Origin of the sequence: Streptosporangium sp. NPDC051023 (genome assembly GCF_040689595.1) — a bacterium.
Lineage (GTDB): Bacteria > Actinomycetota > Actinomycetes > Streptosporangiales > Streptosporangiaceae > Streptosporangium.
Genome location: NZ_JBFBCE010000120.1, coordinates 1 through 23,511, shown reverse-complemented (window position 1 = coordinate 23,511; position 23,511 = coordinate 1). Strand labels below are relative to the sequence as shown.

The 23,511-nt window shown below is 67.0% G+C and carries 39 protein-coding genes; 38 read left to right on the top strand and 1 reads right to left on the bottom strand.

Going from position 1 to position 23,511, the window contains the following annotated elements; all coding sequences use genetic code 11:
- The first annotated feature begins 280 nt into the window (after positions 1 to 280).
- From rpsJ to AB0395_RS43490, 36 genes are all read left to right on the top strand, one after another.
- Positions 281 to 589: a 30S ribosomal protein S10 gene (rpsJ, locus tag AB0395_RS43665; RefSeq protein WP_012887830.1), complete on the top strand. Its 309-nt coding sequence runs from the start codon at positions 281 to 283 to the stop codon at positions 587 to 589.
- A 14-nt stretch (positions 590 to 603) separates the two neighbouring features.
- On the top strand, positions 604 to 1,257 hold the full coding sequence (rplC, locus tag AB0395_RS43660) for a 50S ribosomal protein L3 (protein WP_366292801.1): 654 nt from the start codon (positions 604 to 606) through the stop codon (positions 1,255 to 1,257).
- Positions 1,254 to 1,901 (top strand): 50S ribosomal protein L4, encoded by a 648-nt coding sequence (gene rplD / locus AB0395_RS43655; RefSeq protein ID WP_366292798.1) that lies wholly within the window; start codon positions 1,254 to 1,256, stop codon positions 1,899 to 1,901. The genes rplC and rplD overlap by 4 nt, the downstream gene beginning before the upstream one ends.
- Entirely contained in the window at positions 1,901 to 2,203 is a 303-nt protein-coding gene (gene rplW, locus AB0395_RS43650) for a 50S ribosomal protein L23 (RefSeq protein WP_355594200.1), read from the top strand. The genes rplD and rplW overlap by 1 nt, the downstream gene beginning before the upstream one ends.
- Positions 2,204 to 2,295: 92 nt before the next feature.
- The gene (gene rplB, locus AB0395_RS43645) at positions 2,296 to 3,132 is read left to right on the top strand and encodes a 50S ribosomal protein L2 (RefSeq protein ID WP_271220144.1); all 837 of its coding nucleotides are present in this window, start codon (positions 2,296 to 2,298) and stop codon (positions 3,130 to 3,132) included.
- An 11-nt stretch (positions 3,133 to 3,143) separates the two neighbouring features.
- Positions 3,144 to 3,422, top strand: coding sequence for a 30S ribosomal protein S19 (rpsS, locus tag AB0395_RS43640; RefSeq protein WP_012887835.1), 279 nt, complete (start codon positions 3,144 to 3,146; stop codon positions 3,420 to 3,422).
- A gap of 99 nt (positions 3,423 to 3,521) precedes the next feature.
- The gene (rplV, locus tag AB0395_RS43635) at positions 3,522 to 3,875 is read left to right on the top strand and encodes a 50S ribosomal protein L22 (protein ID WP_012887836.1); all 354 of its coding nucleotides are present in this window, start codon (positions 3,522 to 3,524) and stop codon (positions 3,873 to 3,875) included.
- On the top strand, positions 3,875 to 4,744 hold the full coding sequence (rpsC, locus tag AB0395_RS43630; RefSeq protein ID WP_366292795.1) for a 30S ribosomal protein S3: 870 nt from the start codon (positions 3,875 to 3,877) through the stop codon (positions 4,742 to 4,744). Before rplV ends, rpsC begins: the two co-directional genes overlap by 1 nt.
- Before the next feature lie 2 nt (positions 4,745 to 4,746).
- A complete protein-coding gene (gene rplP, locus AB0395_RS43625) occupies positions 4,747 to 5,166 on the top strand; it encodes a 50S ribosomal protein L16 (protein WP_030912912.1) in 420 nt (139 codons plus the stop codon).
- On the top strand, positions 5,166 to 5,402 hold the full coding sequence (gene rpmC / locus AB0395_RS43620; RefSeq protein WP_012887839.1) for a 50S ribosomal protein L29: 237 nt from the start codon (positions 5,166 to 5,168) through the stop codon (positions 5,400 to 5,402). The genes rplP and rpmC overlap by 1 nt, the downstream gene beginning before the upstream one ends.
- Positions 5,395 to 5,676 carry a 30S ribosomal protein S17 gene (gene rpsQ / locus AB0395_RS43615; protein WP_366292791.1) on the top strand — a complete coding sequence of 94 codons (282 nt, stop codon included), beginning with the start codon at positions 5,395 to 5,397 and terminating at the stop codon, positions 5,674 to 5,676. Before rpmC ends, rpsQ begins: the two co-directional genes overlap by 8 nt.
- 270 nt (positions 5,677 to 5,946) lie before the next feature.
- Positions 5,947 to 6,315 (top strand): 50S ribosomal protein L14, encoded by a 369-nt coding sequence (gene rplN, locus AB0395_RS43610; RefSeq protein ID WP_012887841.1) that lies wholly within the window; start codon positions 5,947 to 5,949, stop codon positions 6,313 to 6,315.
- A gap of 8 nt (positions 6,316 to 6,323) precedes the next feature.
- Positions 6,324 to 6,620, top strand: a complete 297-nt coding sequence (rplX, locus tag AB0395_RS43605) for a 50S ribosomal protein L24 (protein ID WP_366292805.1) — start codon at positions 6,324 to 6,326, stop codon at positions 6,618 to 6,620.
- The gene (gene rplE, locus AB0395_RS43600; RefSeq protein ID WP_366292788.1) at positions 6,620 to 7,201 is read left to right on the top strand and encodes a 50S ribosomal protein L5; all 582 of its coding nucleotides are present in this window, start codon (positions 6,620 to 6,622) and stop codon (positions 7,199 to 7,201) included. Before rplX ends, rplE begins: the two co-directional genes overlap by 1 nt.
- Positions 7,202 to 7,203: 2 nt before the next feature.
- Positions 7,204 to 7,389, top strand: a complete 186-nt coding sequence (locus tag AB0395_RS43595) for a type Z 30S ribosomal protein S14 (RefSeq protein ID WP_012887844.1) — start codon at positions 7,204 to 7,206, stop codon at positions 7,387 to 7,389.
- A 152-nt stretch (positions 7,390 to 7,541) separates the two neighbouring features.
- A complete protein-coding gene (gene rpsH, locus AB0395_RS43590) occupies positions 7,542 to 7,940 on the top strand; it encodes a 30S ribosomal protein S8 (protein ID WP_366292785.1) in 399 nt (132 codons plus the stop codon).
- A gap of 17 nt (positions 7,941 to 7,957) precedes the next feature.
- Positions 7,958 to 8,500 carry a 50S ribosomal protein L6 gene (gene rplF, locus AB0395_RS43585; protein WP_366292782.1) on the top strand — a complete coding sequence of 181 codons (543 nt, stop codon included), beginning with the start codon at positions 7,958 to 7,960 and terminating at the stop codon, positions 8,498 to 8,500.
- Positions 8,501 to 8,502: 2 nt separating this feature from the next.
- Positions 8,503 to 8,886 carry a 50S ribosomal protein L18 gene (gene rplR, locus AB0395_RS43580; RefSeq protein ID WP_366292779.1) on the top strand — a complete coding sequence of 128 codons (384 nt, stop codon included), beginning with the start codon at positions 8,503 to 8,505 and terminating at the stop codon, positions 8,884 to 8,886.
- A 40-nt stretch (positions 8,887 to 8,926) separates the two neighbouring features.
- The gene (gene rpsE, locus AB0395_RS43575; RefSeq protein WP_271220150.1) at positions 8,927 to 9,559 is read left to right on the top strand and encodes a 30S ribosomal protein S5; all 633 of its coding nucleotides are present in this window, start codon (positions 8,927 to 8,929) and stop codon (positions 9,557 to 9,559) included.
- A gap of 3 nt (positions 9,560 to 9,562) precedes the next feature.
- Complete coding sequence (gene rpmD / locus AB0395_RS43570; protein WP_068896549.1) at positions 9,563 to 9,745, top strand: 50S ribosomal protein L30; 183 nt, start codon at positions 9,563 to 9,565, stop codon at positions 9,743 to 9,745.
- A gap of 2 nt (positions 9,746 to 9,747) precedes the next feature.
- On the top strand, positions 9,748 to 10,203 hold the full coding sequence (gene rplO / locus AB0395_RS43565; RefSeq protein WP_366292776.1) for a 50S ribosomal protein L15: 456 nt from the start codon (positions 9,748 to 9,750) through the stop codon (positions 10,201 to 10,203).
- A 192-nt stretch (positions 10,204 to 10,395) separates the two neighbouring features.
- On the top strand, positions 10,396 to 11,712 hold the full coding sequence (gene secY, locus AB0395_RS43560; RefSeq protein ID WP_366292774.1) for a preprotein translocase subunit SecY: 1,317 nt from the start codon (positions 10,396 to 10,398) through the stop codon (positions 11,710 to 11,712).
- Positions 11,712 to 12,362 (top strand): adenylate kinase, encoded by a 651-nt coding sequence (locus AB0395_RS43555; protein ID WP_366292772.1) that lies wholly within the window; start codon positions 11,712 to 11,714, stop codon positions 12,360 to 12,362. The genes secY and AB0395_RS43555 overlap by 1 nt, the downstream gene beginning before the upstream one ends.
- A gap of 123 nt (positions 12,363 to 12,485) precedes the next feature.
- On the top strand, positions 12,486 to 13,304 hold the full coding sequence (gene map / locus AB0395_RS43550; RefSeq protein WP_366292769.1) for a type I methionyl aminopeptidase: 819 nt from the start codon (positions 12,486 to 12,488) through the stop codon (positions 13,302 to 13,304).
- A gap of 35 nt (positions 13,305 to 13,339) precedes the next feature.
- On the top strand, positions 13,340 to 13,786 hold the full coding sequence (locus AB0395_RS43545) for a DUF1707 domain-containing protein (RefSeq protein ID WP_366292767.1): 447 nt from the start codon (positions 13,340 to 13,342) through the stop codon (positions 13,784 to 13,786).
- Positions 13,787 to 13,912: 126 nt separating this feature from the next.
- Positions 13,913 to 14,371, top strand: a complete 459-nt coding sequence (locus tag AB0395_RS43540) for a hypothetical protein (RefSeq protein ID WP_366292765.1) — start codon at positions 13,913 to 13,915, stop codon at positions 14,369 to 14,371.
- A gap of 266 nt (positions 14,372 to 14,637) precedes the next feature.
- Positions 14,638 to 15,144: a hypothetical protein gene (locus AB0395_RS43535; protein WP_366292762.1), complete on the top strand. Its 507-nt coding sequence runs from the start codon at positions 14,638 to 14,640 to the stop codon at positions 15,142 to 15,144.
- A 109-nt stretch (positions 15,145 to 15,253) separates the two neighbouring features.
- On the top strand, positions 15,254 to 15,910 hold the full coding sequence (locus AB0395_RS43530; protein ID WP_366292760.1) for a class F sortase: 657 nt from the start codon (positions 15,254 to 15,256) through the stop codon (positions 15,908 to 15,910).
- A 185-nt stretch (positions 15,911 to 16,095) separates the two neighbouring features.
- A complete protein-coding gene (gene infA / locus AB0395_RS43525) occupies positions 16,096 to 16,317 on the top strand; it encodes a translation initiation factor IF-1 (RefSeq protein WP_012887858.1) in 222 nt (73 codons plus the stop codon).
- A gap of 24 nt (positions 16,318 to 16,341) precedes the next feature.
- Positions 16,342 to 16,455, top strand: a complete 114-nt coding sequence (gene rpmJ, locus AB0395_RS43520) for a 50S ribosomal protein L36 (RefSeq protein ID WP_003956441.1) — start codon at positions 16,342 to 16,344, stop codon at positions 16,453 to 16,455.
- A 210-nt stretch (positions 16,456 to 16,665) separates the two neighbouring features.
- On the top strand, positions 16,666 to 17,046 hold the full coding sequence (rpsM, locus tag AB0395_RS43515) for a 30S ribosomal protein S13 (RefSeq protein ID WP_271220159.1): 381 nt from the start codon (positions 16,666 to 16,668) through the stop codon (positions 17,044 to 17,046).
- A gap of 45 nt (positions 17,047 to 17,091) precedes the next feature.
- Entirely contained in the window at positions 17,092 to 17,496 is a 405-nt protein-coding gene (gene rpsK / locus AB0395_RS43510; protein WP_012887860.1) for a 30S ribosomal protein S11, read from the top strand.
- Between the two features lie 20 nt (positions 17,497 to 17,516).
- Positions 17,517 to 18,143 (top strand): 30S ribosomal protein S4, encoded by a 627-nt coding sequence (gene rpsD / locus AB0395_RS43505; protein ID WP_350943285.1) that lies wholly within the window; start codon positions 17,517 to 17,519, stop codon positions 18,141 to 18,143.
- 98 nt (positions 18,144 to 18,241) lie between these two features.
- Entirely contained in the window at positions 18,242 to 19,258 is a 1,017-nt protein-coding gene (locus tag AB0395_RS43500) for a DNA-directed RNA polymerase subunit alpha (RefSeq protein ID WP_271220160.1), read from the top strand.
- 85 nt (positions 19,259 to 19,343) lie between these two features.
- Entirely contained in the window at positions 19,344 to 19,880 is a 537-nt protein-coding gene (gene rplQ, locus AB0395_RS43495) for a 50S ribosomal protein L17 (RefSeq protein ID WP_366292753.1), read from the top strand.
- Between the two features lie 84 nt (positions 19,881 to 19,964).
- A complete protein-coding gene (locus AB0395_RS43490; RefSeq protein ID WP_366292751.1) occupies positions 19,965 to 20,960 on the top strand; it encodes a tRNA pseudouridine synthase A in 996 nt (331 codons plus the stop codon).
- Here the strand turns inward: AB0395_RS43490 and AB0395_RS43485 are convergent.
- The gene (locus AB0395_RS43485) at positions 20,891 to 21,307 is read right to left on the bottom strand and encodes a M14 family zinc carboxypeptidase (protein WP_366292748.1); all 417 of its coding nucleotides are present in this window, start codon (positions 21,305 to 21,307) and stop codon (positions 20,891 to 20,893) included. The genes AB0395_RS43490 and AB0395_RS43485 overlap by 70 nt on opposite strands.
- A 96-nt stretch (positions 21,308 to 21,403) precedes the next feature.
- On the opposite strand from AB0395_RS43485, the gene AB0395_RS43480 reads away from it, so the two are divergent.
- The gene (locus AB0395_RS43480; protein ID WP_366292745.1) at positions 21,404 to 22,015 is read left to right on the top strand and encodes a TetR/AcrR family transcriptional regulator; all 612 of its coding nucleotides are present in this window, start codon (positions 21,404 to 21,406) and stop codon (positions 22,013 to 22,015) included.
- Between the two features lie 60 nt (positions 22,016 to 22,075).
- Positions 22,076 to 23,479, top strand: coding sequence for an MFS transporter (locus AB0395_RS43475; protein WP_366292742.1), 1,404 nt, complete (start codon positions 22,076 to 22,078; stop codon positions 23,477 to 23,479).
- The last annotated feature ends 32 nt before the right edge of the window (positions 23,480 to 23,511 follow it).

The window sequence follows — 23,511 nt, the reverse complement described above, 5'->3', positions numbered from 1 at the left end:
GTGATCGCCGAGTTCGCCGACGTGCAGGGCCGGGACGTGCGCCCGACGTCGTTCACGGTCCGCCGCGGCGAGGTGGTCGGCGTCACCCGTGCCGTACGGCATGAGCCTCCCGCCCCACGAACCGTGATCTCGCAGTTGGTTCGGCCGCACCGTGACCGAACTAACTGCCAGATCACGGAAGAAAGCGCAGATCAACAGTGTCTGCTCCCGTGGGACACCCATAGCGGCAACAGGCCGCACGTAACTTTTTCAGACGACAGCGAAGGACACCGAGGCCATTATGGCGGGACAGAAGATCCGCATCCGGCTCAAGGCCTATGACCACGAGGTCATCGACAGCTCGGCCAAGAAGATCGTTGAGACGGTCACGCGGACTGGTGCTAAGGTCGCGGGCCCGGTGCCGCTGCCGACCGAGAAGAACGTGTACTGCGTCATCCGCTCGCCGCACAAGTACAAGGACAGCCGCGAGCACTTTGAGATGCGTACGCACAAGCGGCTGATTGACATCATCGACCCGACGCCGAAGACGGTCGACTCGCTCATGCGACTCGACCTCCCCGCCGGCGTTGACATCTCGATCAAGCTCTGAGGGAACGCACTGACATGGCTAAGCAGATCAAGGGCGTCCTGGGCAAGAAGCTCGGCATGACCCAGGTCTTCGACGCGGACAACCGGATGGTCCCGGTGACCGTCGTCGAGGCTGGTCCGTGCGTCGTGACCCGCGTCCGCACTCCCGAGCAGGACGGCTACTCCGCCGTACAGCTCGGCTTCGGGCAGGTCGACCCGCGGAAGGTCAACAAGCCGCTCGGCGACTACCTGCGCAAGCACGACATCACCCCGCGCCGTTACTTCGCGGAGATCCGTACCGACGACGCGGGCGACTACACCCTCGGCCAGGAAGTCCTGGCCGACACCTTCGAGGCCGGCCAGCTCGTCGACGTGACGGGCAAGAGCAAGGGCAAGGGCTTCGCCGGTGTCATGAAGCGTCACGGCTTCAAGGGTCTGAGCGCCTCGCACGGTACCCAGCGCAAGCACCGTTCGCCGGGTTCCATCGGTGGCTGCGCCACCCCGGGCCGCGTTTTCAAGGGCCTGCGCATGGCCGGTCGGATGGGCAACGTCCGCACCACCATCCAGAGCCTCAAGGTCCACGCCGTGGACGCCGAGAAGGGCCTCATCCTGATCAAGGGTGCGATCCCCGGCGCCAACGGCAGCCTGGTTCTCGTCCGCACCGCTGCCAAGAAGGGGGCTGCCAAGTGAGCACCATTGACGTCCTCGACGCGAGCGGCGCTAAGTCCGGCACGGTAGACCTGCCCGGCGACGTCTTCGGCGCCAAGGTCAACGTCCCGCTGATCCACCAGGTCGTCGTGGCCCAGCTCGCCGCTCGCCGGCAGGGCACCCACAAGGCCAAGACCCGCGGTGAGGTCAGCGGTGGCGGCAAGAAGCCGTACCGCCAGAAGGGCACCGGCCGCGCCCGCCAGGGTTCGACCCGCGCTCCGCAGTTCACCGGCGGTGGCACCGTCCACGGTCCGGTTCCGCGGGACTACACCCAGAAGACGCCCAAGAAGATGAAGGCCGCCGCCCTGCGCGGTGCCCTGTCCGACCGCGCCGCCGGTGGCCGCGTCCACGTGGTCAGCGGCCTGGTCACGGGGGAGACCCCCAAGACCAAGGTGGCGCTCGAGGCTCTGCGCAAGGTCACTCAGGCCCGCAGCGTCCTGGTCGTCGTCGACGAGGGTGACGAGCTCACCTGGGTGAGCCTGCGCAACGCTCCCGAGGTCCACCTGCTGGACGCCGGGCAGCTGAACACCTACGACGTGCTCTGCTACGACGACGTCGTTTTCACTCAGGAGGCGTACGACCAGGTCGTCACGCGTCTGAGCAAGAGCGGGAAGGAAGACGCCTGATGGAGAAGATCGCCGACCCGCGCGACATCATCATCAAGCCGGTTGTCTCCGAGAAGAGCTACGGCCTGATCGACGAGCACAACAAGTACACGTTCCTGGTGCGGAAGACCGCCAACAAGACGCAGGTGAAGATTGCCATTGAGCAGATCTTCGGCGTCAAGGTGGCTAGCGTCAACACGATTAACCGCCAGGGCAAGCGCAAGCGGACCAAGTTCGGTTACGGCCAGCGCCCCAGCACCAAGCGCGCGATCGTGAGCCTGGTCGAGGGTGACCGGATCGACATCTTCGGCCAGGTTGGCTGACCCGCTCGCTGAAGTAAGTACAGGGAGAACGCCCCCCGTCGTCAGACGGGGGGCATTCGACCGGATTAACCGACGAAGGATGAACGAAAAAGATGGGCATCCGTAAACTCAAGCCGACGACCCCGGGTCGCCGCGGCGCCAGTGTCTCGGACTTCGCCGAGATCACGCGCAGCACGCCCGAGAAGTCGCTGCTTGCCCCCTTGCACAGCAAGGGAGGGCGCAACGTCCACGGCCGGGTCACCACCCGCCACCAGGGCGGAGGCCACAAGCGCGCCTACCGGATTATCGACTTCCGGCGCCACGACAAGGACGGGATCCCGGCCAAGGTCGCTCACATCGAGTACGACCCCAACCGCACGTCCCGCATCGCGCTGCTGCACTACGCCGACGGGGAGAAGCGCTACATCCTCTGCCCGACCGGTCTGAAGCAGGGCGACAAGATCGAGAACGGCCCCACGGCCGACATCAAGCCGGGTAACTGCCTCCCGCTGCGCAACATCCCGACCGGTACCTTCATCCACGCGGTGGAGCTCCGTCCGGGTGGTGGCGCCAAGCTGGGCCGGTCCGCCGGTGCGCAGATCCAGCTTCTCGCCAAGGAGGGCCAGTACGCCACGCTGCGTATGCCCTCCGGTGAAATGCGCCAGGTCGACGTCCGCTGCCGGGCCTCCATCGGCCAGGTCGGCAACGCCGAGCAGGCCAACATCAACTGGGGTAAGGCCGGCCGTATGCGGTGGAAGGGCAAGCGCCCCACCGTCCGCGGTGTCGCGATGAACCCGGTCGACCACCCGCACGGTGGTGGTGAGGGTAAGACCTCCGGTGGTCGTCACCCCGTCAACCCGAAGGGCAAGCCCGAGGGTCGTACTCGTGCGGCGAACAAGGCCAGCGACCGGCTGATCATCCGTCGTCGGACCAAGCGGAAGAAGCGGTAGGAGCAGCCAAAATGCCACGTAGCCTTAAGAAGGGTCCCTTCGTGGACGACCACCTTCAGAAGAAGGTGGATGTCCAGAACGAGAAGGGCACCAAGAACGTCATCAAGACGTGGTCGCGGCGCTCCATGATCGTGCCCGACATGCTCGGTCACACGATCGCCGTTCACGACGGCCGCAAGCACGTCCCGGTGTTCGTCACCGAGTCGATGATCGGCCACAAGCTCGGTGAGTTCGCGCCCACGCGGACGTTCCGCAGCCACGTCAAGGAAGACCGCCGCAGCCGGCGATAAGCGCCTTAGGGCGAGGACGTCGAGCCGGGAACGGCCGGAAACGGTCGTACGGCGAGGCGGACTCGGCCCACACGAAGCAGAAGGTAAGAGGAGTAAGCGATGGAAGCCAGGGCTCAGGTGCGGTTCGCGCGCCACACGCCCATGAAGGCCCGCCGCGTGGTGGACCTCATTCGCGGGCTGCCCGCTTCGGAGGCGCAGGCCGTGCTGCAGTTCGCTCCCCAGTCGGCGAGCGAGACCGTGTACAAGGTGCTGTCCAGCGCCATTGCCAACGCGGAGCACAACTTCAAGCTCGACCGCGACACGCTCTTCGTGAGCCGTGCGTGGGTCGACGAGGGCCCGACGCTGAAGCGGTTTCGCCCCCGCGCTCAGGGTCGTGCCTATCGGATCAACAAGCGGACGAGCCACATCACCGTGATCGTGGAGTCCCGCGAGCCGAAGGGGAGGACCCGCTAGTGGGTCAGAAGGTTAACCCGCACGGGTTCCGCCTCGGCATCACGACCGACTTCAAGAGCCGGTGGTACGCCGACAAGCTCTACAAGTCGTACGTCGCCGAGGATGTGGCGATCCGCCGCATGCTCAAGAAGGGCATGGAGCGGGCCGGCATCTCCAAGGTGGAGATCGAGCGGACCACCGACCGGGTTCAGGTCGACATTCACACCGCCCGTCCGGGCATCGTCATCGGCCGCCGTGGCGCCGAGGCGGACCGGATCCGTGGTGACCTCGAGAAGCTGACCAAGAAGCAGGTCCAGCTGAACATCCTCGAGGTCAAGAACCCCGAGATCGACGCCCAGCTCGTCGCTCAGGGTGTCGCCGAGCAGCTGTCCAGCCGTGTCTCGTTCCGCCGCGCCATGCGCAAGGCGATGCAGTCGGCCATGAAGAGCGGCGCCAAGGGCATCCGGGTGCAGTGCTCCGGCCGTCTTGGCGGCGCGGAGATGTCGCGCTCGGAGTTCTACCGCGAGGGCCGCGTGCCCCTGCACACGCTCCGCGCCGACATCGACTACGGCCTTTACGAGGCCCGCACCACCTTCGGCCGCATCGGCGTGAAGGTGTGGATCTACAAGGGTGAGGCTCCGACCAGCCGCGCCGAGCGTGAGGCGGCCGCCGCCGGTGCTCGCGCCGGTCAGCGTCGGGACCGTGACGACCGCCGTGGCCCGGGCGCCGGTGGCGACCGTCCCCGTCGTGGTGGTGGCGGCGCCGGTGGCGACCGTCCCCGTCGTGGTGGCGGCGCAGGCCGTGGCGACCGCGCCCCCAGGAACGAGGCCGCCTCCCAGGCTGCCCCCGAGACCGGCCCGGCTGCGCAGCCGGGTGCTGAAGGGAGCTGACCATGCTGATCCCGCGCAGGGTCAAGCACCGCAAGCAGCACCGGCCCGACCGTCACGGCGCCGCCAAGGGTGGCACCAGGGTCGTGTTCGGCGAGTTCGGCATCCAGGCGATTGAGCACTCCTACGTGACCAACCGCCAGATCGAGTCGGCTCGTATCGCCATGACCCGTCACATCAAGCGTGGCGGAAAGGTCTGGATCAACATCTATCCGGACCGTCCCCTCACCAAGAAGCCTGCCGAGACCCGCATGGGTTCCGGTAAGGGTTCGCCGGAGTGGTGGATCGCCAACGTCAAGCCCGGTCGCATCATGTTCGAGCTGTCGGGTGTCGCGGAGCCGGTGGCCCGCGAAGCCCTGCGTCGTGCTATGCACAAGCTCCCGATGAAGTGCCGGTTCGTTAAGCGTGAAGTGGGTGAGGCGTGATGGCTAAGGGCCTGACCGCCGGTGAGCTGCGGGTGGAGGACCAGGACACCCTGGTCCAGAAGCTGAAGGAAGCCAAGGAGGAGCTGTTCAACCTCCGCTTCCAGGCCGCGACCGGCCAGTTGGAGAGCCACGGGCGGCTGCGCGCCGTCCGCCGCGAGATCGCCCGTATCTACACCGTGATGCGCGAGCGGGAGCTCGGCATTGTGACGGTTGAGAAGGAGTCGATCGATGGCTGAGACAGCTGAGAGCACGAACCAGGCGCGGAACTACCGCAAGACCCGTGAGGGTCTGGTGGTCAGCGACAAGATGGACAAGACTGTCGTCGTCGCTGTCGAGGACCGCGTCAAGCACCCCCTGTACGGCAAGGTCATCCGTAGGACGACCAAGTACAAGGCGCACGACGAGGCCAACTCGTGTGGCGTCGGCGACCGCGTTCTCCTGATGGAGACCCGGCCGCTGTCGGCCAGCAAGCGCTGGCGGGTCGTCGAGATCCTCGAGCGGGCCAAGTAAAGAACGCGCCTCGTGGGGGGTGACCTGGTCGCCCCCCATGACGGTGTCCAAGGGGACGGAGTTGATCTCCGTTCCGCCTGCGGCGGCGGTGGTGCGGAAGAACGGTGCCACGTCGGGCACGGTGGGAGGGCGCGAGCCGTACCACCGGGAGTGCGCGACGAGGCGGGTTCGACCGGACAGAACTGTCGCCGGAGGAAAAAGACCACATCAGTTCCGCAAGGCTTGTCCGTGACCAACGGGTGAGAACCGGCGAGACAAACAGGAGTACAAGTGATTCAGCAGGAGTCGCGACTCAAGGTCGCCGACAACACGGGTGCGAAGGAAGTCCTTTGTATCCGTGTGCTCGGTGGCTCGGGTCGGCGCTACGCGGGGATCGGCGACATCATCGTCGCCACGGTCAAGGACGCCATTCCTGGCGGCACCGTGAAGAAGGGCGACGTCGTCAAGGCGGTCATCGTCCGTACTGTCAAGGAGCGCCGCAGGCCCGACGGCTCCTACATCCGCTTCGACGAGAACGCCGCCGTCATCATCAAGGACAGCGGTGACCCCCGTGGAACGCGTATCTTCGGCCCCGTCGGACGTGAGCTGCGTGACAAGAAGTTCATGCGCATCATCTCGCTCGCGCCGGAGGTGTTGTAATGCCGAAGCTGCATGTCAAGAAGGGTGACCTGGTCCTCGTCATCGCAGGCAAGGACAAGGGCGCCAAGGGTCGTGTGATCGCCGCCTACCCGCGTGAGGACCGCGTGGTCGTCGAGGGCGTCAACATGATCAAGAAGCACTCCAAGGAGACCCACCAGGGCCCGCGCGGCGCCAAGACCGGCGGTGTGCAGACCATGGAGGCTCCCATCCACGTGAGCAACGTCAAGAAGCTCAAGGGTGACGAGAAGCCTGCCAAGACGGAGCCGGCCAAGGCCGACTCTGACGAGTCGGGTGAGGACAACTGATGACCGCCAACACCACCGAGTCCGTCGAGACCCGGCCCGCTCCGCGTCTCAAGCAGCGCTACCGCGAAGAGATCGCCGCGAAGCTGCAGGAGCAGTTCGGTTTCGAGAACGTCATGCTGATCCCCACGATCACCAAGATCAAGGTGAACATGGGCGTCGGCGAGGCCGCGCGCGACTCGAAGCTCATCGACGGCGCCGTCCGCGACCTCACCGTGATCACCGGCCAGAAGCCGGCCGTCGTCCGGGCCCGCAAGTCCATCGCCCAGTTCAAGCTGCGTGAGGGCATGCCGATCGGCGCCCACGTCACGCTGCGCGGCGACCGCATGTGGGAGTTCCTCGACCGGCTGCTCTCGCTGGCGCTGCCCCGCATCCGTGACTTCCGCGGCCTGTCGCCCAAGCAGTTCGACGGCAACGGCAACTACACCTTCGGTCTCACCGAGCAGGTCATGTTCCACGAGATCGACCAGGACAAGGTCGACCGCCAGCGTGGCATGGACATCACGGTCGTGACCACCGCTAAGACCGACGACCAGGGCCGGGCGCTGCTCAAGCTTCTCGGCTTCCCCTTCAAGGAGGCCTGATCATGGCGAAGACGTCGCTCAAGGTCAAGGCTGCTCGTAAGGCCAAGTTCGAGGTCCGGGCGTACACTCGGTGCTCGCGCTGTGGTCGTCCCCGCGCCGTCTACAGGAAGTTCGGCCTGTGCCGCATCTGCTTCCGTGAGATGGCGCACCGGGGCGAGCTGCCCGGCATCACCAAGTCGAGCTGGTAGTTCCCCGCGCGGCCCGGTGGACATTTTCGTGACCACCGGTGCCCGCGCGGCACCAGCCCACATAGAAGTCGTATTCACCGGGCGCTGCCTTAAGCGCCCATGACCGCACCGTAGGTCCCTTGTGGAAACCGCGGTGAGGAAGGCCACCGGCCATGACGATGACCGACCCGATCGCAGACATGCTCACGCGTCTGCGAAACGCGAACTCGGCGTACCACGACACCGTGGCCATGCCGTACTCGAAGATCAAGGCGCACATCGCCGAAATCCTCCAGCAGGAGGGTTACATTCAGGCCTGGACCGTCGAGGACGCCAAGGTCGGCAAGAACCTCGTGGTGGAGCTCAAGTTCGGGCCGAGCCGTGAGCGGTCGCTGTCGGGCCTGCGCCGGGTTTCCAAGCCCGGTCTGCGGGTCTACGCGAAGAAGGACAACCTGCCCCGGGTCCTGGGCGGACTGGGCGTCGCGATCATCTCGACGTCCGGCGGACTCATGACCGACAAGCAGGCCGGCAAGCGTGGAGTGGGCGGGGAAGTCCTCGCCTTCGTTTGGTAGAAGGGAGAAATCACAGCATGTCACGAATCGGACGGCTGCCCATCCCTGTACCGAACGGCGTGGACGTCGCCATCGACGGCCGGGATGTCACGGTCAAGGGCCCCAAGGGCACGCTCTCACACAAGGTCGCTGAGCCGATCGACGTCGCCAAGGGCGAGGACGGTGTTGTCACCGTCTCGCGCCCCAACGACGAGAACAAGATCCGTGCGCTGCACGGTCTGTCCCGCACGCTGATCGCCAACATGGTGACCGGTGTGACCCAGGGGTACTCGAAGACCCTGGAGATCGTGGGCGTCGGTTACCGCGTTCAGGCCAAGAGCCCGACTCAGCTCGAGTTCGCTCTCGGCTTCAGCCACCCGGTGATCGTCGACGCCCCCGAGGGTGTCACCTTCCGCGTCGAGAAGCCGACGCTGTTCCACGTGGACGGCATCGACAAGCAGAAGGTCGGCGAGATCGCCGCGAACATCCGTAAGTTGCGCAAGCCCGACCCGTACAAGGGCAAGGGTGTGCGCTACCAGGGCGAGGTTATCCGCCGCAAGGTCGGAAAGGCTGGTAAGTAGGCATGGCTGGCAAGACTGCGTTCGGCAAGCACACGGCCGCCCGCGCCGTCTCGCGGGCCCGCCGCCACGGCCGAGTCCGCAAGAAGGTCGTCGGTACGGCCGCGCGTCCGCGCCTGGTCGTCAACCGTTCCACGCGACACCTGTTCGTGCAGATCGTCGACGACTCCCAGGGCCACACGCTGGTGAGCGCCTCCACCATGGACGCCTCCCTGCGTACGGCGCCGGGCGCCAAGACCGACAAGGCGAAGCAGGTCGGCGAGCTTCTCGCTCAGCGGGCCAAGGCTGCCGGGATCACCGCGGTCGTGTTCGACCGTGGCGGAAACCGTTACGCGGGTCGCCTGGCGGCCCTCGCGGACAGCGCCCGCGAAGGCGGGCTGGAGTTCTGATGGCCCGTCCTAACAAGAGCAACGAGAAGAGGAACCACTGATGGCTGGAGCTCCGCGTCGCGGTGGCGCCGCCGGTGGCGAGCGGCGTGACGGTCGTCGTGACGATCGCCGCGGTGGCAACGCTGACAAGGGCGTCTCGTACATCGAGCGCGTCGTGAAGATCAACCGAGTGGCCAAGGTCGTGAAGGGTGGTCGTCGCTTCAGCTTCACCGCCCTCGTCATCGTCGGTGACGGCAACGGCATGGTCGGCGTCGGCTACGGCAAGGCCAAGGAAGTCCCCGCGGCCATCGCCAAGGGCGTCGAAGAGGCCAAGAAGCACTTCTTCAGGGTGCCGCGCATCCAGGGCACCATCCCGCACATCGTGCAGGGTGAGGAGGCCGCGGGCGTGGTCTTCCTGCGCCCGGCCTCGCCCGGTACCGGCGTCATCGCCGGTGGTCCGGTGCGCGCCGTGCTCGAGTGCGCGGGCATCCACGACGTGCTGTCCAAGTCGCTCGGCTCGGACAACCCGATCAACATCGTGCACGCCACCGTGGCCGCTCTGAAGGGCCTCAGCCGCCCCGAGGAGATCGCGGCCCGTCGTGGCCTGCCGATCGAGGATGTCGCCCCCAAGGCGATGCTCAAGGCTCGCGCCGAGGGTCTCGCCGAGGCTGCGGCGGCCAAGGCGGTGAGCTAACCGATGGCACGCCTGAAGATCACGCAGGTCCGCTCGAAGATCGGCGGCAAGCAGAACCAGCGTGACTCGCTGCGCTCGCTCGGTCTGAAGCGAATCGGCGATGTCGTCGTCAAGGAGGACCGCCCGGAGATCCGCGGCATGGTCTCCGTGGTGACGCACCTCGTCACCGTGGAAGAGGTCGACTAGACATGGCAGACAACACCCCGCTCCGTATCCACCACCTGCGTCCGGCTCCCGGCGCCAACAAGGCCAAGGTCCGCAAGGGCCGTGGCGAGGCGTCCAAGGGCAAGACCTCCGGTCGTGGCACCAAGGGCACGACGGCCAGGAACAAGGTTCCCCTCGGTTTCGAGGGTGGCCAGGTTCCGCTCCAGCGCCGCCTGCCCAAGATGAAGGGCTTCTCCAACGCCCTGTTCAAGACGACCTACCAGGTCGTCAACCTGGACAAGCTCGGCGAGCTGTTCCCCGAGGGTGGCGACGTCACCGTCGAGACGCTGATCGCCAAGGGCGCGGTTCGCAAGAACGAGCTCGTGAAGGTCCTGGGAACCGGTGACCTCTCCGTGGCGTTGAACGTGCAGGCGCACGCTTTCTCCGCCAGTGCCAAGGAGAAGATCGCCGCTGCCGGGGGCTCTGTCTCCGAGCTGTAGGCATGAAGCTGGTTGCATAGAAAAACGCGGCGCGGGGGCTCATTATGGGCCCCCGCGCCCGTAGTGCGTTAGAGTTCGCTGGACAGTGGGACTCAACTCATTTCCTTGAGCTCGTTGACTTGAGATAGCAAAGATGGACCACCCCCGCACCATCGCTGACCGACCTCGCCTTTTAGGCGCGCAGGAGGGACCGTGCTGACCGCGTTTACCCGAGCGTTCCGTACGCCGGACCTGCGCAATAAGTTGCTCTTCACGCTGGGCATCATCGCGCTGTTCCGACTGGGTTCGGTTCTCCCGACCCCGGGTGTGCATACGGAGAACATCAGCCGCTGTCTCAACCAGGCGCAGGCCGGAGACGCGGGCAACATCTATGGAATGGTGCAGCTGTTCAGCGGTGGCGCCCTGCTGAAGCTGTCGGTGTTCGCACTCGGCATCATGCCGTACATCACCGCGAGCATCATTCTTCAGCTTCTGGTCGTGGTGATCCCGCGCCTCGAAGCCCTCAAGAAGGAGGGCCAGGCCGGGCAGACCAAGATCACACAGTATACGCGTTACCTGACGGTCGGCCTGGCGATTCTGCAGTCGACCGCCTTCATCGCCCTCGCGCGCACCGGGCAGCTGTTCCCGCAGTGCCGTGAGGAGATCCTTCTCGACAAGAACAACATCTTCTCGATCGTCACCATGGTCATCATCATGACCGCCGGCACCGCCGTCATCATGTGGCTGGGTGAGCTCGTCACCGACCGCGGCGTCGGCAACGGCATGTCCATCCTGATCTTCACCCAGGTGATCGCGGTCTTCCCGGTCGAGCTGATGACCATCGCCCGCACCCGCGGCCTCTTCGTCTTCAGTGTGGTCATCATCACAGGAATCGCGATGATCGCCCTGGTCGTCATGGTCGAGCAGGCCCAGCGCCGCATTCCGGTGCAGTACGCCAAGCGCATGGTCGGCCGTCGGATGTACGGCGGAACCTCGACCTACATCCCGCTGAAGGTGAACCAGGCCGGCATCATCCCGGTCATCTTCGCCTCCTCGCTGCTGTACCTTCCGCAGCTGGTCACGACCCTGTTCAGCAACTCCCAGGAGGAGCCGAACGCGGTCGTACAGTGGATCCAGCAGAACCTGGTCACGGGCGACACCCCGGCCTACATGATCACCTTCTTCCTGCTGATCGTCTTCTTCGCCTACTTCTACGTGTCCATTACCTTCAACCCCGTTGAAGTCGCTGACAACATGAAGAAGTACGGTGGGTTCATCCCGGGCATCCGCCCGGGCCGGCCGACGGCTGAGTACCTCAACTACGTACTCACGCGACTCACCGCTCCTGGTGCGCTCTATCTGGGGCTCATCTCCATGGTGCCGATCGTCGCACTCGCCCTCGTCGGCGCGACTCAGAACTTTCCGTTCGGAGGGACGAGCATTCTGATCATGGTTGGTGTCGGCCTGGACACCGTGAAACAGATCGAGAGCCAGCTGCAGCAGCGCAACTACGAAGGCTTCCTGAAGTAGTGCGTCTCGTCCTGGTCGGGCCCCCCGGAGCGGGTAAGGGGACACAGGCCCAGTTCATCGCATCGAACCTGTCCATCCCGAAGATTTCGACAGGTGACATCTTCCGTGCCAACGTCTCGGGCGGCACGGAACTCGGCAAACTTGCCAAGGAGTACATGGACCGTGGTGACCTCGTGCCCGACGAGGTCACCATCGCGATGGTCCGCGACCGTCTCTCAGAGAGCGACGCGCAGGACGGCTTCCTGCTCGACGGCTTCCCCAGGAACGTGCCCCAGGCCGAGATCCTGAAGAAGATGCTCGAGGAGTTCGGTGCCGGGCTGGACATCGTCCTGGAGCTCGTGGTCGACGACGAGGAGGTCGTGCGCAGGCTCGCGGGCCGCCGGACCTGCAGCCAGTGCGGGCGCATCTGGCACGTCGACTTCGACGACAAGAAGGACGACATCTGCGACGCCTGCGGCGGACGGCTCTACCAGCGAGACGACGACAAGGAACAGACCGTCCGGCACCGCCTGGAGGTCTACCAGGAGCAGACCTCTCCGCTGGTGTCCTTCTACGCCCAGGAGCGCATCCTGGTCGGCGTGGACGCGACCGGCCCGGTGGAAGAGGTCACCCAGCGCGCGATGGAGGCTCTCAGCCCGTTCGCTGACTAGGGACAAGTTTCTCCCCGGCACGCCATCCATGGATCTCCATGGGTGGCGTGCGGTCGTTTTAGGGCACAATCGGGGGAATTGGGCTCCCCAACCGCCCGTTGAATCACCCCAGGGGGTGCGCACGTGTTCAAGAAGAACAAGCACGGAATTCAGATCAAAACGCCTGAGCAGCTGGAGAAGATGCGGGCGGCGGGCCTGGTGGTCGGCCGGACCCTGCAGCTGCTCCGCGAGAGCGTGCAGCCGGGAATGACGCCACTGGACCTCGACGGGATCGCCGAGAAGGCCATCAGGGACGAGGGGGCGATCCCCTCCTTCAAGGGCTACCAGGGTTTCCCGGCGACGATCTGCGCCTCCGTGAACCACGAGGTGGTCCATGGCATTCCGAGCGCCCGGCGTGCGCTGCGGGAGGGCGACGTCATCTCCATCGACTGCGGCGCCATCCTGGACGGCTGGCACGGAGACTCGGCGATCACGGTCCCGATCGGCGAGGTCGACCCCAAGCTGACCGAGCTGATGCGGGTCACCGAGGAGGCCATGTGGCGGGGCATCGCCGCGCTCACCGTCGGCCGTCACCTGTCCGACATCGGTCACGAGGTGGAGAAGTACGTCCGCTCCCAGGGGCGCTACGGCATCCCCCAGGAGTACGGCGGGCACGGCATCGGCACCGAGATGCACATGGACCCGTGGGTCGCCAACCACGGCAAACCCGGCAAGGGGCTGCGCTTCGAGCCCGGCATGTGCTTCGCCGTCGAGCCGATGGTGAACCTCGGCACCGACAGGACCAAGGTGCTGGCCGACGACTGGACCGTCGTCACCGTCGACGGCAAGGCGTCCGCGCACTTCGAGCACAGCGTTGCGGTGACACATAATGGACCTTGGGTACTGACCGCTCTTGACGGAGGTGAGGAGCGGCTTGCCGGACTGTTGGGAGACGCGGGCTGAGGCAACTGCCCGCTGACGAGCGGATGGGGTCAACGATGGCGCCTGGCCCGGAGATGCGCGCTTCGGACGGTGACCGGGACAAGGTCGCGGGTGTCCTGCGGGAGCACTATGCCCAGGGCAGGCTCACCGTCGAGGAGTTCGACGAGCGCCTCGAACAGCTCTACTCCAGCAAGACCTACGGTGAGCTGGCGAGGCTCACCTCCGACCTTCCCGACGTCGACCTGCGGCGGCTGCCCGAGGCCTCACCACGCTCCCCTGAGCGGCGTGATCGGCACGAGGCACAGAACAAGGGTGTGGCGGCGATGTGGGGCGCCTGGGCCGCGGCCAGCGGCGTCAACTGGGCGATCTGGCTCATACTCGGTGTCACGAACGGTCTCGACTTCCCCTATCCGTGGCCCCTGTGGGTGATGGGGCCGTGGGGCGTCATTCTGCTGATCACCACGTTCTTCGCCCAGATGGGCAACCGGCCGGACCAGCAGTAGCCGGTCGGTTGAACCGGTAATAGTGCACTCTGCGGCTTGAGTGTGCATTCCTCCACAGATGCGGGAGCCGGATCTTCCTAACGTGAGCGGTGTCCGGAAAGCAGGACACCCTTACAGGAGGAAGACATGAGCAAGATCCGCACGCTTCTCGTCGGCGCCGCCCTCGCCGGTTCGCTCACGGCGGGCCTGGCCGCCGCCCCCGCCCAGGCCGCGACCGCGACCACCGCCCAGCAGGCGCAGGGGTTCACCAAGCACTTCTTCGGCCCCTACTACTCGGGCTTCGGCGGTGGCGAGGACTTCGGCCACCGCTCCTCCTTCAAGGGCTACTGGTACAACGACCACGGCCGCTACTGGTTCTTCGGCGACCTGACCGACCGGGACCACGACCGCGAGTACAGCTACGTGTGGTTCAAGTGGCACGACAACTCCGGCAGCCACATCAAGTTCTACAAGACCTTCGGCGGCCTGCACTTCAACAGGTACGGCGGTTTCAGCAAGGGCGACGGCTTCGACGACTTCAAGATCCGCGTCTGCGAGGGCGACAGCCGCTTCGACGACTGCGGTTCCTGGGGGGACGCCTTCTGAGAGGCCAGAGGCCTTCCATGAAGTCCGGCGTCTCGGGGCCCTCGTGGCTCGGGGGAGTCCCGAGACGCTGAGGAGTCCGGCCCGGGGAACCGGGGGGCGGCGCCCTGACGCCGCACTTAGGACGCGAAAAGCCCTCCGATGACCAGGTCACAGGTCATGGGAGGGCTTTTCGCGTTGTGTCAGATCTTTACCGCGAGGGGAAGTTGGGGCGGGTGGGGCAGGGTAGGTGATCGTTGTCGGGGCACACGGTGAGGCGGGGGTGAGTGATGGGCCTCAGGCGAGACCCTGTGGCGTCGGCCAGGGTCCTGCTGGGCGTTGTGGCGGCGTTCGTGTTCGCGGGAGGCGCCGCCGTACCCGGTGATGTCCGGGTCACGCCGCCGATGATCAGCCCCGGGCAGTCCGTTGACATCTCCGCCGACGCCTGCGGCGCCCCGGCGACCGCGTACTCGGCGGCGTTCAGTTCGACCTCGGCGCGGCTGCGCGGACGCGCGGACGTGATGCGCGGCACCGCCCGCATCAGCTCTCACGCCGCGCCCGGCACCTACGCCATCACCGTCCGCTGCGTCAGGGGCGGCCCGTACAACGGCACCTTCGTCGTTGAGGAGCCCCATCCGACCCTCGCTCCCGACACCGGAGGCGGCGGTCTGGCGATGCGGGTCTCCGACAGTGCCGCGCGTACCGCCTGGCTCTTCGGGGCGCTCGCCATGGTTGTCACGGTCCTGGGGGCGGGTCTCGCGCTGACGCGCGGACGCCGGGGACAGAACGATCACTAGACTTCCGTGCCCGTCCGGGACCGCTTGCGCGGGTCATCGGCGGGACCGCGCTCCGGGCGGGCACGGATCCACCCGTTTCCCTCGCCTCCTCGGTTTCCTCGGCACGCTGGTGGGCGTCGCCCTGGCGGCGGGCTGTGGCGGTGCCGTGCCCGGGGACCCGCTCGGCGGCCTGCTCGGTGACGGGGGCTCCCGAGGTCCTGTGACCGTCCACGCGGGCGCCCCCCCGGGGCCCGCGGGGCTCGGCGGCCCCGGCTGGCCCACGCCGCTCTCACGCGCCCTGAGCCGTGCGGAGCCGACACGTGTGGTGATCCCGCGCATCGGGGTGAACGCCCCGGTCGTGGTCCTCGGGGTCGAGGAGGACGGCAGGCTCGCGGTGCCGCCGCTCGACCACGCCGACGCCGCGGGCTGGTACGGCGGGGGCCCGACCCCCGGGGAGCCCGGATCCGCCGTCATCGTCGGCCACCTCGACACCAGGACGGGCCCCGCGGTGTTCGCCAGGCTCGGCGAGCTCGAGGCGGGCGACTCCGTCGGGGTGATCCGCGCGGACGGCACCGTGGCCGTCTTCGCGGTCGAGCGCCTTGAGCAGGCGCCGAAGGACCGTTTCCCCGCCGACCGGGTGTACGGTTCGACGGACGGCCGGCGTCTCAGGCTCATCACCTGCGGGGGCAGCTTCGACCAGGAGAGACGGTCCTACAACGACAACGTGATCGTCCACGCTCTCTACCGTGCGGGATATCTCACTTCGGATCTGCGGTATTCTGAGTAGCGGTTGTGTCAAGGTACCGGCCATCTGTTTCGCATTTCATCGCCCGGTGCCGTACACTCCTTCTTCGGTTCACTATGACCATTGCGCATCGGCGGTGTCGCAACCGCCGCTCTCATCGAAGCGCTGGGTCGCGGCTGCTTAGTGTTCCGAAGCCTCAGACGACCGATCAGTGAAACGCGAGGGACATGGCCAAGAAAGACGGCGCCATCGAGATCGAGGGCACTGTGGTTGAGTCGCTCCCGAACGCGATGTTCCGGGTGCAGCTCGACAACGGCCATAAGGTCCTGGCCCACATCAGCGGGCGGATGCGGATGCACTACATCCGGATCCTTCCTGACGACAGGGTTGTCGTCGAACTGAGCCCCTACGACCTCAGTCGTGGGCGGATCGTCTACCGATACAAATAAGCGTCTGAGGGACGAATAAGGACTATGAAGGTCAAGCCGAGCGTCAAGAAGATCTGCGACAAGTGCAAGGTGATCCGCCGGCACGGTCGCGTCATGGTGATCTGCGACAACCTGCGCCACAAGCAGCGTCAGGGCTAGTCACAGAGAAAAGGTCCGCACGGAGTCCGCTCATCAGTAGCGGACTCGACCCATGTCGGGCCACAAAGTAATCGCGCTTCACACCTGTGTAGGCGGCCTCGGCCGTACCCCGCAGGAGACCCCCGGTCGGAGGCCGGGGCCCTCACCCCGGGCATGGGGAGGGGAAGTGAGGCGTAGGACCTCCGCCACAAAGAAGGAGAATGCCCGACCATGGCTCGCCTGGTTGGCGTCGACCTCCCCCGCGACAAGCGGCTGGAGATCGCTCTCACCTACATTTACGGAATCGGTCGCACCCGCGCGCTCGAGACCCTCAAGGCCACCGGCGTGAACGGTGACCTCCGGGTCCACCAGCTCACCGACGAAGAGCTGGTGCCGCTGCGCGACTACATCGAGGCCAACTTCAAGATCGAAGGTGACCTCCGTCGCGAGGTCCAGGCCGACATCCGTCGCAAGATCGAGATTCAGTGCTACCAGGGCATCCGGCACCGCCGCGGCCTTCCCGTGCACGGTCAGCGTACGCAGACCAACGCGCGCACCCGCAAGGGCAAGAAGAAGACCGTGGCCGGCAAGAAGAAGCCCGGTAAGAAGTAGTCCGCGTAGCCGCAGGACCGAACACCTCAGGAGTGAAGGCAAGCAATGCCTCCTAAGAGCCGCCAGGGTGCCCCGAAGAAGGTGCGCCGCAAGGAAAAGAAGAACGTCGCTCACGGGCACGCCCACATCAAGAGCACGTTCAACAACACGATCGTCTCGATCACCGACCCGAGCGGGAACGTGATCTCCTGGGCCAGCGCCGGCCACGTCGGGTTCAAGGGCTCCCGTAAGTCCACCCCGTTCGCCGCGCAGATGGCCGCCGAGAACGCCGCTCGCCGCGCCATGGAGCACGGCATGCGCAAGGTCGACGTCTTCGTCAAGGGCCCCGGCTCCGGCCGTGAGACCGCGATCCGCTCGCTCCAGGCGACCGGCCTCGAGGTTGGCTCCATCCAGGACGTCACCCCCGTGCCGCACAACGGCTGCCGTCCGCCCAAGCGCCGTCGCGTCTGACGCCCAGGAGAAGATAGAAAATGGCTCGTTACACGGGTGCGGACTGCAAGCTCTGCCGCAGGGAGAAGACCAAGCTCTTCCTCAAGGGCAAGAAGTGCGAGTCCGCGAAGTGCCCCATCGAGATCCGTCCTTACCCGCCGGGTGAGCACGGCCGCGGCCGTCCGAAGGAGTCTGAGTACCAGCTCCAGCTTCGTGAGAAGCAGAAGACCCGCCGCATCTACGGCGTCCTCGAGAAGCAGTTCCACAACTACTACGAGGAAGCCAACCGCAAGACCGGCAAGACCGGCGAGAACCTCCTCCAGATCCTGGAGAGCCGTCTCGACAACGTGGTCTACCGCGCCGGTTTCGCCGAGTCCCGCGACGCCGCCCGCCAGCAGGTGCGCCACGGCCACATCCTGGTGAACGGCAAGAAGGTCGACATCCCGTCGTACCGCGTTCGCGAGCACGACATCGTCGAGGTCCGCGAGAAGTCGCGCAACCTCCTGCCCTACGAGGTTGCCCGTGCCACCGCGGGTGACAAGACGTACCCGGCCTGGCTGGGCGTCATTCCCGACGCCCTGCGCGTCCTGGTCCACCAGCTGCCGGTCCGTCAGCAGATCGACACGCAGGTCCAGGAGCAGCTGATCGTCGAGCTCTACTCCAAGTAGTAGCTCTTGCGGGTGCCGTGCGGTTCGCCGTACGGCACCTATGCTGTTGTTCGAGCGACGTCAAATAGCGGGCGTCGCCATGCAATGGGAGATCCCACATGCTGATCGCTCAGCGTCCCACCCTCCTCGAAGAGTCCATCGAGGAGACCCGCTCCAAGTTCATCATCGAGCCGCTGGAGCCGGGCTTCGGTTACACCATCGGCAACTCGCTGCGGCGCACGCTGCTGTCGTCCATTCCGGGCGCGGCCGTGACCAGCATCCGCATCGAGGGCGTGCTGCACGAGTTCTCGACCGTGCCGGGCGTGAAGGAGGATGTCACCGACATCATCCTGAACCTCAAGGAACTGGTCGTCTCCTCCGAGCACGACGAGCCGGTGGTCATGTACCTGCGCAAGCAGGGCCCCGGTGACGTCACCGCCGCCGACATCGCGCCTCCGGCCGGTGTCGAGGTGCACAACCCCGAGCTGCGCATCGCCACGCTGAACGGCAAGGCGAAGCTGGAGATGGAGCTGACCGTTGAGCGCGGTCGCGGCTACGTCTCCGCCGCGCAGAACAAGCAGCCCGGCCAGGAGATCGGTCGCATCCCGATCGACTCCATCTACTCGCCGGTCCTCAAGGTCACCTACAAGGTCGAGGCGACCCGTGTCGAGCAGCGCACCGACTTCGACCGTCTGATCCTGGACGTCGAGACCAAGCCGTGCATGAAGCCCCGCGACGCGGTGGCCTCCGCGGGCAAGACCCTCGTCGAGCTGTTCGGCCTCGCCAGGGAGCTCAACGTCGAGGCCGAGGGCATCGACATCGGCCCGTCGCCGACGGACGCGGCCCTGGCCGCCGACCTGGCGCTGCCGATCGAGGAGCTGAACCTCACCGTCCGCTCCTACAACTGCCTCAAGCGCGAGGGCATCCACACCGTGGGCGAGCTCGTGGCCCGCAGCGAGCAGGACCTCCTCGACATAAGGAACTTCGGTGCGAAGTCCATCGAAGAGGTCAAGCAGAAGCTGCACGAGATGACGCTCGCGCTGAAGGACTCCCCGCCCGGATTCGACCCGAGCGCGGTGGCCGGCGGCGGTTACGACGACGACGACAGCGCCTACGTCGAGACCGAGCAGTACTGATTTTCACTGACGGGGGTCTGCGGACCCCCGGCCTGACCGCGGTACCTCGTACGGCCGCGGCGGGTTAACTCTCAAGGAGAACGCAATGCCCAGGCCCACCAAGGGTGCCCGTCTCGGCGGCAGCCCGGCTCACGAGCGGCTGATCCTGGCGAACCTCGCCACCCAGCTGTTCCAGCACGGCCGGATCAAGACCACCGAGGCGAAGGCCAAGCGCCTGCGCCCGCTGGCGGAGAAGCTGATCACCAAGGCCAAGAAGGGCGACATGCACAACCGTCGCCAGGTGCTGACGGTCGTCCGCGACAAGGGTGTCGTCCACCACCTGTTCACCGAGATCGCGCCGACCTTCGCGGAGCGTCCCGGTGGCTACACCCGCATCACGAAGGTCGGCCTCCGTAAGGGCGACGCCGCCCCCATGGCCGTCATCGAGCTGGTGTCCGAGCCGCTGAACCCGGTCCGCACCACCCGCCAGGCCCCGGCCGCCGCTCCCGCCGCCAAGGAGGAGCCGAAGGCCGAGGAGACCCCGGAGGTTGTCGAGGAGGCTCCCGAGGCCGCCGCCGAGGAGACCACCGAGGCCACCGAGGTCGCCGCCGAGGAGACCGAGGGCAAGAAGGACAACGCCTGATCTTTCAGGCCCTGTGAACGGGCCCGGCACCCCCTTCGCGGGGGCGCCGGGCCCGTTTCTCGTTCTTTCAGGAGGGACGACATCGTGGTACGGCTGCGCCTTGACCTCGCCTATGACGGCACAGACTTCTCCGGCTGGGCGAAGCAGCCGGGGCGCAGGACGGTCCAGGGCGAGCTTGAGGAGGCCCTCGGCAAGGTCCTCAGGCTCCAGGAGCCGCCCGCGCTGACCGTGGCGGGACGCACCGACGCCGGTGTCCACGCCCGGGGGCAGGTGGCTCATGTGGACCTGGAGGCCGACGCCTTTGGCGTGCTGGAGAGCAGGCACCGCAGGAGCGGGCACGCCGCTGCCTCCGCGGGGGCGGCCGCCGACGCCTCCACGGAGCCTGGCGCCGCCGTCTCCGCGGGGGTGACCGGTAACGCCTCCACGGAGCCCGGTGCCGAGGCCGCCGCTGGTGACGCCTCCGCGGAGGCAGGGGCGTCCGGCGTCGTCGAACGCCTGCCCATCCTCCTCAGGCGGCTCGCCGGGATCCTGCCCGCCGACGTCAGGGTCCATCGCGTCACAACGGCCCCGGAGGGCTTCGACGCCCGTTTCTCCGCCATGTCACGGCGATACGCCTACCGGGTCTGCGACGCGCAGGGCGGCGTCGACCCGCTCCGCCGCCACGAGATCGTCTGGTATCCCCGCCCGCTCGACCTCGGCAGGCTGAACGCGGCCGCCGCCGCGCTGCTCGGCGAGCACGACTTCGCCGCCTTCTGCAAGAAGCGGGAGGGCGCGACCACGATCCGCGAGCTTCAGCGGCTCGACTGGGTCAGGGAGGGCGACCTCCTGGTCGCGACGGTGGTCGCCGACGCGTTCTGCCACTCGATGGTCAGGGCGCTCGTCGGGTCGCTGCTGCCGGTCGGGGAGGGCCGTCTCGCGGTCGACTGGCCGGGACAGGTGCTGACGCGGGCCGTACGGGACTCGGGGGTGCACGTCGCGCCCGCGCACGGCCTCTGCCTGGAGGAGGTGCGCTACCCGGAGGGCGCGGAGCTGGCCCGGCGGGCCGCAGAGACCCGCCGGGTGCGCACGCTCGGCGGGTGAGGAGCACCCGGCGGCCCGCCGGGGTCGACGCAGGGGATCAGGTGCCGGCGAAAGCCGAACTCCTCTCGCAGCCAGGTGTCCTCGACGAGCTGGCGCATCAGCGCGCTGACGGTGAGTGAGCCGATCGGCTCGTTGGGGTGGGGGCCGCCGATGATCACCGCGTCGCGGGGGCCGGAGCCGATCGTGACCACGCGGAGTGGCTCGCCCAGGCGCGAGGTGCCGATGCGGCGCAGCCGTACCAGGTCCGGATGGGCGGCGGCGAGTTCGTCGAGCTCGGCGTGCATCTGGTCCACGGTCGGGAACGCGGTGTAGTCGGGCACCCGGCTCATGTGCTCGTGAACGTTCATCGAGCCTCCACTCCCTGGAAGTCCACTAGTAATCTGGATTATTTTAATAAATCAGTTTATGGTTTCGGTTACCACCCGAAGGGAGAGACGAACTCCATGCGGCTGACCAGGGCGCAGAGCAAGGAGGCCAACAAGCGCGCGCTGCTAGACGCGGCGCGCGAGATCGTCGGCAGAGAGGGCTCGCGGGCGAGGCTGGAAGACATCACCGAACTGGCCGGTTTGACGACGGGCGCCGTCTACTCGTTGTTCGGCGGCAAGGACGGGCTGATGGTCGCGATGGTCGACGACTACACGGGCCCCCTCGACCTGCGGCCGATCCAGACCGCCGACCCCGGCCTGTCCCTTGAGGAGGTTGTGGCCGAGATCGCCCGCCAGTTCTGGCGGATGGCCGACACCCCGGAGGCCGTTGGTCAGCTCCTGTTCGAGGTGCGCGTGCTGGATCTCGTGCTGAACGATCCCGCGCTGCTGGTCAAGCTCAACGCGGCGATCAGGTCAACGGAGAACGCCCTCGCCAGGTTGTTCACCGGTCGGTCATCTGGAGGGGCGGCCGTCACCCACGACCAGGCGGTTCGCCTGGCCCGTGCCCTCAAGGCCACGCTCAGCGGTCTCGGGCAGAGCGTCATTCTCGGTGTCTCCGGCAGCTCCGAGCAGTATTTCGTCAACGTCGCGCACGCCTTGATCACCCCGGGGGTGCTCGGCCCGGCGTAGCCAGGCCGCGGGTTCGGGGGACGCGCGGCGGCACAACCACCCCACCCGAAAGGCACGACCATGCTCCGTCCCCGTCCCCGATCCGGCCTCGGCATCATCGGTGTACCGGTGTTGTTCATCGGCGTCTTCCAGCTACTGGAGATGATGCTCTCGCCCGCACTCCCGCTCATCCAGCGGGAACTGGCCGCCTCACCGGGCCAGCTCGCGTGGGTCTTCACCGGCGGACTGATCAGCTCGGCGGTCAGCACCCCGATCGTCGGCAGGCTGGCCGACCTCTACAACAAGCGGACGGTGCTGTTGTGCCTGATGGCGGTCACCACCGCCGGTGCGCTCATCTCCGGGCTGGCACCCACCATGGTCGTGCTGATCATCGGCCAGGCGCTTCAGGGGGTCTGGCTCGGTGTGATGCCGCTGACGGTCGGGCTGTTCCGGGACACGCTGGAGTCCGATCGGAGCGCCACCGGCAACGGCATGGTGATCGGCGCCGCCGCGCTGGCCAGCGCCCTCGGCCTGATCCTGGCCGGGCCGATCACCATGCTGCTGGGCTTTCGGTGGATGTTCTTCCTGACGGTGGCCGGTGCGCTCCTCTCCGGGATCTGGGCGTGGTTCGTGGTGCCCTCGACCCCCCGCGCCACGGCCAAGCGGATGGACTGGGCCGGCGGGCTGCTGCTCGGCTGCGGGCTCGCCCTGCTGATGCTGGGCCTGACCGTCTCCTCGACCTGGGGCTGGACTTCCCCCGCCGCGCTGGTCCTGTTCGCGGGCGCGCTGCTGTCACTGGGAGTGTGGACCGTCGTCGAGCTTCGGGTGAGCGACCCGCTGGTCGACCTGCGGCTGCTGGTCGGCCGCTCGGCCGCGGGGGCGACCACGATGGGCTTCGTGTTCGGCTTCGCCTCGTTCGGGCTTGTCATGGCGCTGCCGCTGATGCTCTCCCTGCCGGTCGAGACCGGATACGGCCAGGGCGCCGACGCCATGCACATCGGGCTGTACATGTTCCCCCTCGGCGTCGCGGGCACTCTTGTCGCGCCGCTCGTCGGGCCGATGACCCGGCTGCTCGGGCGGCGGGTCATGCTCGTGCTGGGCAGCGCGCTCGTCTCTGGCGGCACCGTCGTGCCGGCCTTCTGGCACGCCTCGCCCTGGCAGATCGTGGTCGGGGTGGCGATCATAGGCGTTGGCGGGGCCGTCGGCCTGACGGCGGCGCTCAACGTGGTGGCCGCCGACATGCCCGCCGACCGCGCGGCCGGGGTCAGCGGCGTGGTTTTCGTCGCCAAGAGCGTCGGCGGCAGCCTCGGCGCCCAGCTTGGCGGGATGGTCCTGGCCGGAGCCACCGTCGCCGGGGTCCCGGCCGAGCGAGGGTTCGTCGACACCTACCTGCTGTCGGCCGCGATCGGTCTGCTGGCGGTCATCGCGGCCTTCGTCGTCCGCTCCAAAGCCCCCGCGGCCGAGCCGGTCGTCGCGCTCCCCTGATCCGGAGGCGTCTCGCTGCCGGGGAGGCCTCC

Bases quoted from the DNA above. Each gene is read 5' to 3' on its own strand.
- rpsE (WP_271220150.1), top strand. From the start codon at position 8,927: ATGGCTGGAGCTCCGCGTCGCGGTGGCGCCGCCGGTGGCGAGCGGCGT.
- rplV (WP_012887836.1), top strand. From the start codon at position 3,522: ATGGAAGCCAGGGCTCAGGTGCGGTTCGCGCGCCACACGCCCATGAAG.
- rpsK (WP_012887860.1), top strand. From the start codon at position 17,092: ATGCCTCCTAAGAGCCGCCAGGGTGCCCCGAAGAAGGTGCGCCGCAAG.
- rpsM (WP_271220159.1), top strand. From the start codon at position 16,666: ATGGCTCGCCTGGTTGGCGTCGACCTCCCCCGCGACAAGCGGCTGGAG.
- rpsJ (WP_012887830.1), top strand. From the start codon at position 281: ATGGCGGGACAGAAGATCCGCATCCGGCTCAAGGCCTATGACCACGAG.
- rplR (WP_366292779.1), top strand. From the start codon at position 8,503: ATGGCTGGCAAGACTGCGTTCGGCAAGCACACGGCCGCCCGCGCCGTC.
- rplB (WP_271220144.1), top strand. From the start codon at position 2,296: ATGGGCATCCGTAAACTCAAGCCGACGACCCCGGGTCGCCGCGGCGCC.
- rpsQ (WP_366292791.1), top strand. From the start codon at position 5,395: ATGGCTGAGACAGCTGAGAGCACGAACCAGGCGCGGAACTACCGCAAG.
- AB0395_RS43535 (WP_366292762.1), top strand. From the start codon at position 14,638: ATGGGCCTCAGGCGAGACCCTGTGGCGTCGGCCAGGGTCCTGCTGGGC.
- AB0395_RS43540 (WP_366292765.1), top strand. From the start codon at position 13,913: ATGAGCAAGATCCGCACGCTTCTCGTCGGCGCCGCCCTCGCCGGTTCG.
- rplO (WP_366292776.1), top strand. From the start codon at position 9,748: ATGGCAGACAACACCCCGCTCCGTATCCACCACCTGCGTCCGGCTCCC.
- rplF (WP_366292782.1), top strand. From the start codon at position 7,958: ATGTCACGAATCGGACGGCTGCCCATCCCTGTACCGAACGGCGTGGAC.
- rplE (WP_366292788.1), top strand. From the start codon at position 6,620: ATGACCGCCAACACCACCGAGTCCGTCGAGACCCGGCCCGCTCCGCGT.
- rpmD (WP_068896549.1), top strand. From the start codon at position 9,563: ATGGCACGCCTGAAGATCACGCAGGTCCGCTCGAAGATCGGCGGCAAG.
- rplW (WP_355594200.1), top strand. From the start codon at position 1,901: ATGGAGAAGATCGCCGACCCGCGCGACATCATCATCAAGCCGGTTGTC.
- rpsH (WP_366292785.1), top strand. From the start codon at position 7,542: ATGACGATGACCGACCCGATCGCAGACATGCTCACGCGTCTGCGAAAC.
- AB0395_RS43500 (WP_271220160.1), top strand. From the start codon at position 18,242: ATGCTGATCGCTCAGCGTCCCACCCTCCTCGAAGAGTCCATCGAGGAG.
- rplQ (WP_366292753.1), top strand. From the start codon at position 19,344: ATGCCCAGGCCCACCAAGGGTGCCCGTCTCGGCGGCAGCCCGGCTCAC.
- AB0395_RS43475 (WP_366292742.1), top strand. From the start codon at position 22,076: ATGCTCCGTCCCCGTCCCCGATCCGGCCTCGGCATCATCGGTGTACCG.
- AB0395_RS43480 (WP_366292745.1), top strand. From the start codon at position 21,404: ATGCGGCTGACCAGGGCGCAGAGCAAGGAGGCCAACAAGCGCGCGCTG.
- rpmC (WP_012887839.1), top strand. From the start codon at position 5,166: ATGGCTAAGGGCCTGACCGCCGGTGAGCTGCGGGTGGAGGACCAGGAC.
- rplP (WP_030912912.1), top strand. From the start codon at position 4,747: ATGCTGATCCCGCGCAGGGTCAAGCACCGCAAGCAGCACCGGCCCGAC.
- AB0395_RS43545 (WP_366292767.1), top strand. From the start codon at position 13,340: ATGGCGCCTGGCCCGGAGATGCGCGCTTCGGACGGTGACCGGGACAAG.
- rpsS (WP_012887835.1), top strand. From the start codon at position 3,144: ATGCCACGTAGCCTTAAGAAGGGTCCCTTCGTGGACGACCACCTTCAG.
- infA (WP_012887858.1), top strand. From the start codon at position 16,096: ATGGCCAAGAAAGACGGCGCCATCGAGATCGAGGGCACTGTGGTTGAG.
- rpmJ (WP_003956441.1), top strand. From the start codon at position 16,342: ATGAAGGTCAAGCCGAGCGTCAAGAAGATCTGCGACAAGTGCAAGGTG.
- AB0395_RS43485 (WP_366292748.1), bottom strand. From the start codon at position 21,307: ATGAACGTTCACGAGCACATGAGCCGGGTGCCCGACTACACCGCGTTC.
- rpsD (WP_350943285.1), top strand. From the start codon at position 17,517: ATGGCTCGTTACACGGGTGCGGACTGCAAGCTCTGCCGCAGGGAGAAG.
- rplC (WP_366292801.1), top strand. From the start codon at position 604: ATGGCTAAGCAGATCAAGGGCGTCCTGGGCAAGAAGCTCGGCATGACC.
- AB0395_RS43595 (WP_012887844.1), top strand. From the start codon at position 7,204: ATGGCGAAGACGTCGCTCAAGGTCAAGGCTGCTCGTAAGGCCAAGTTC.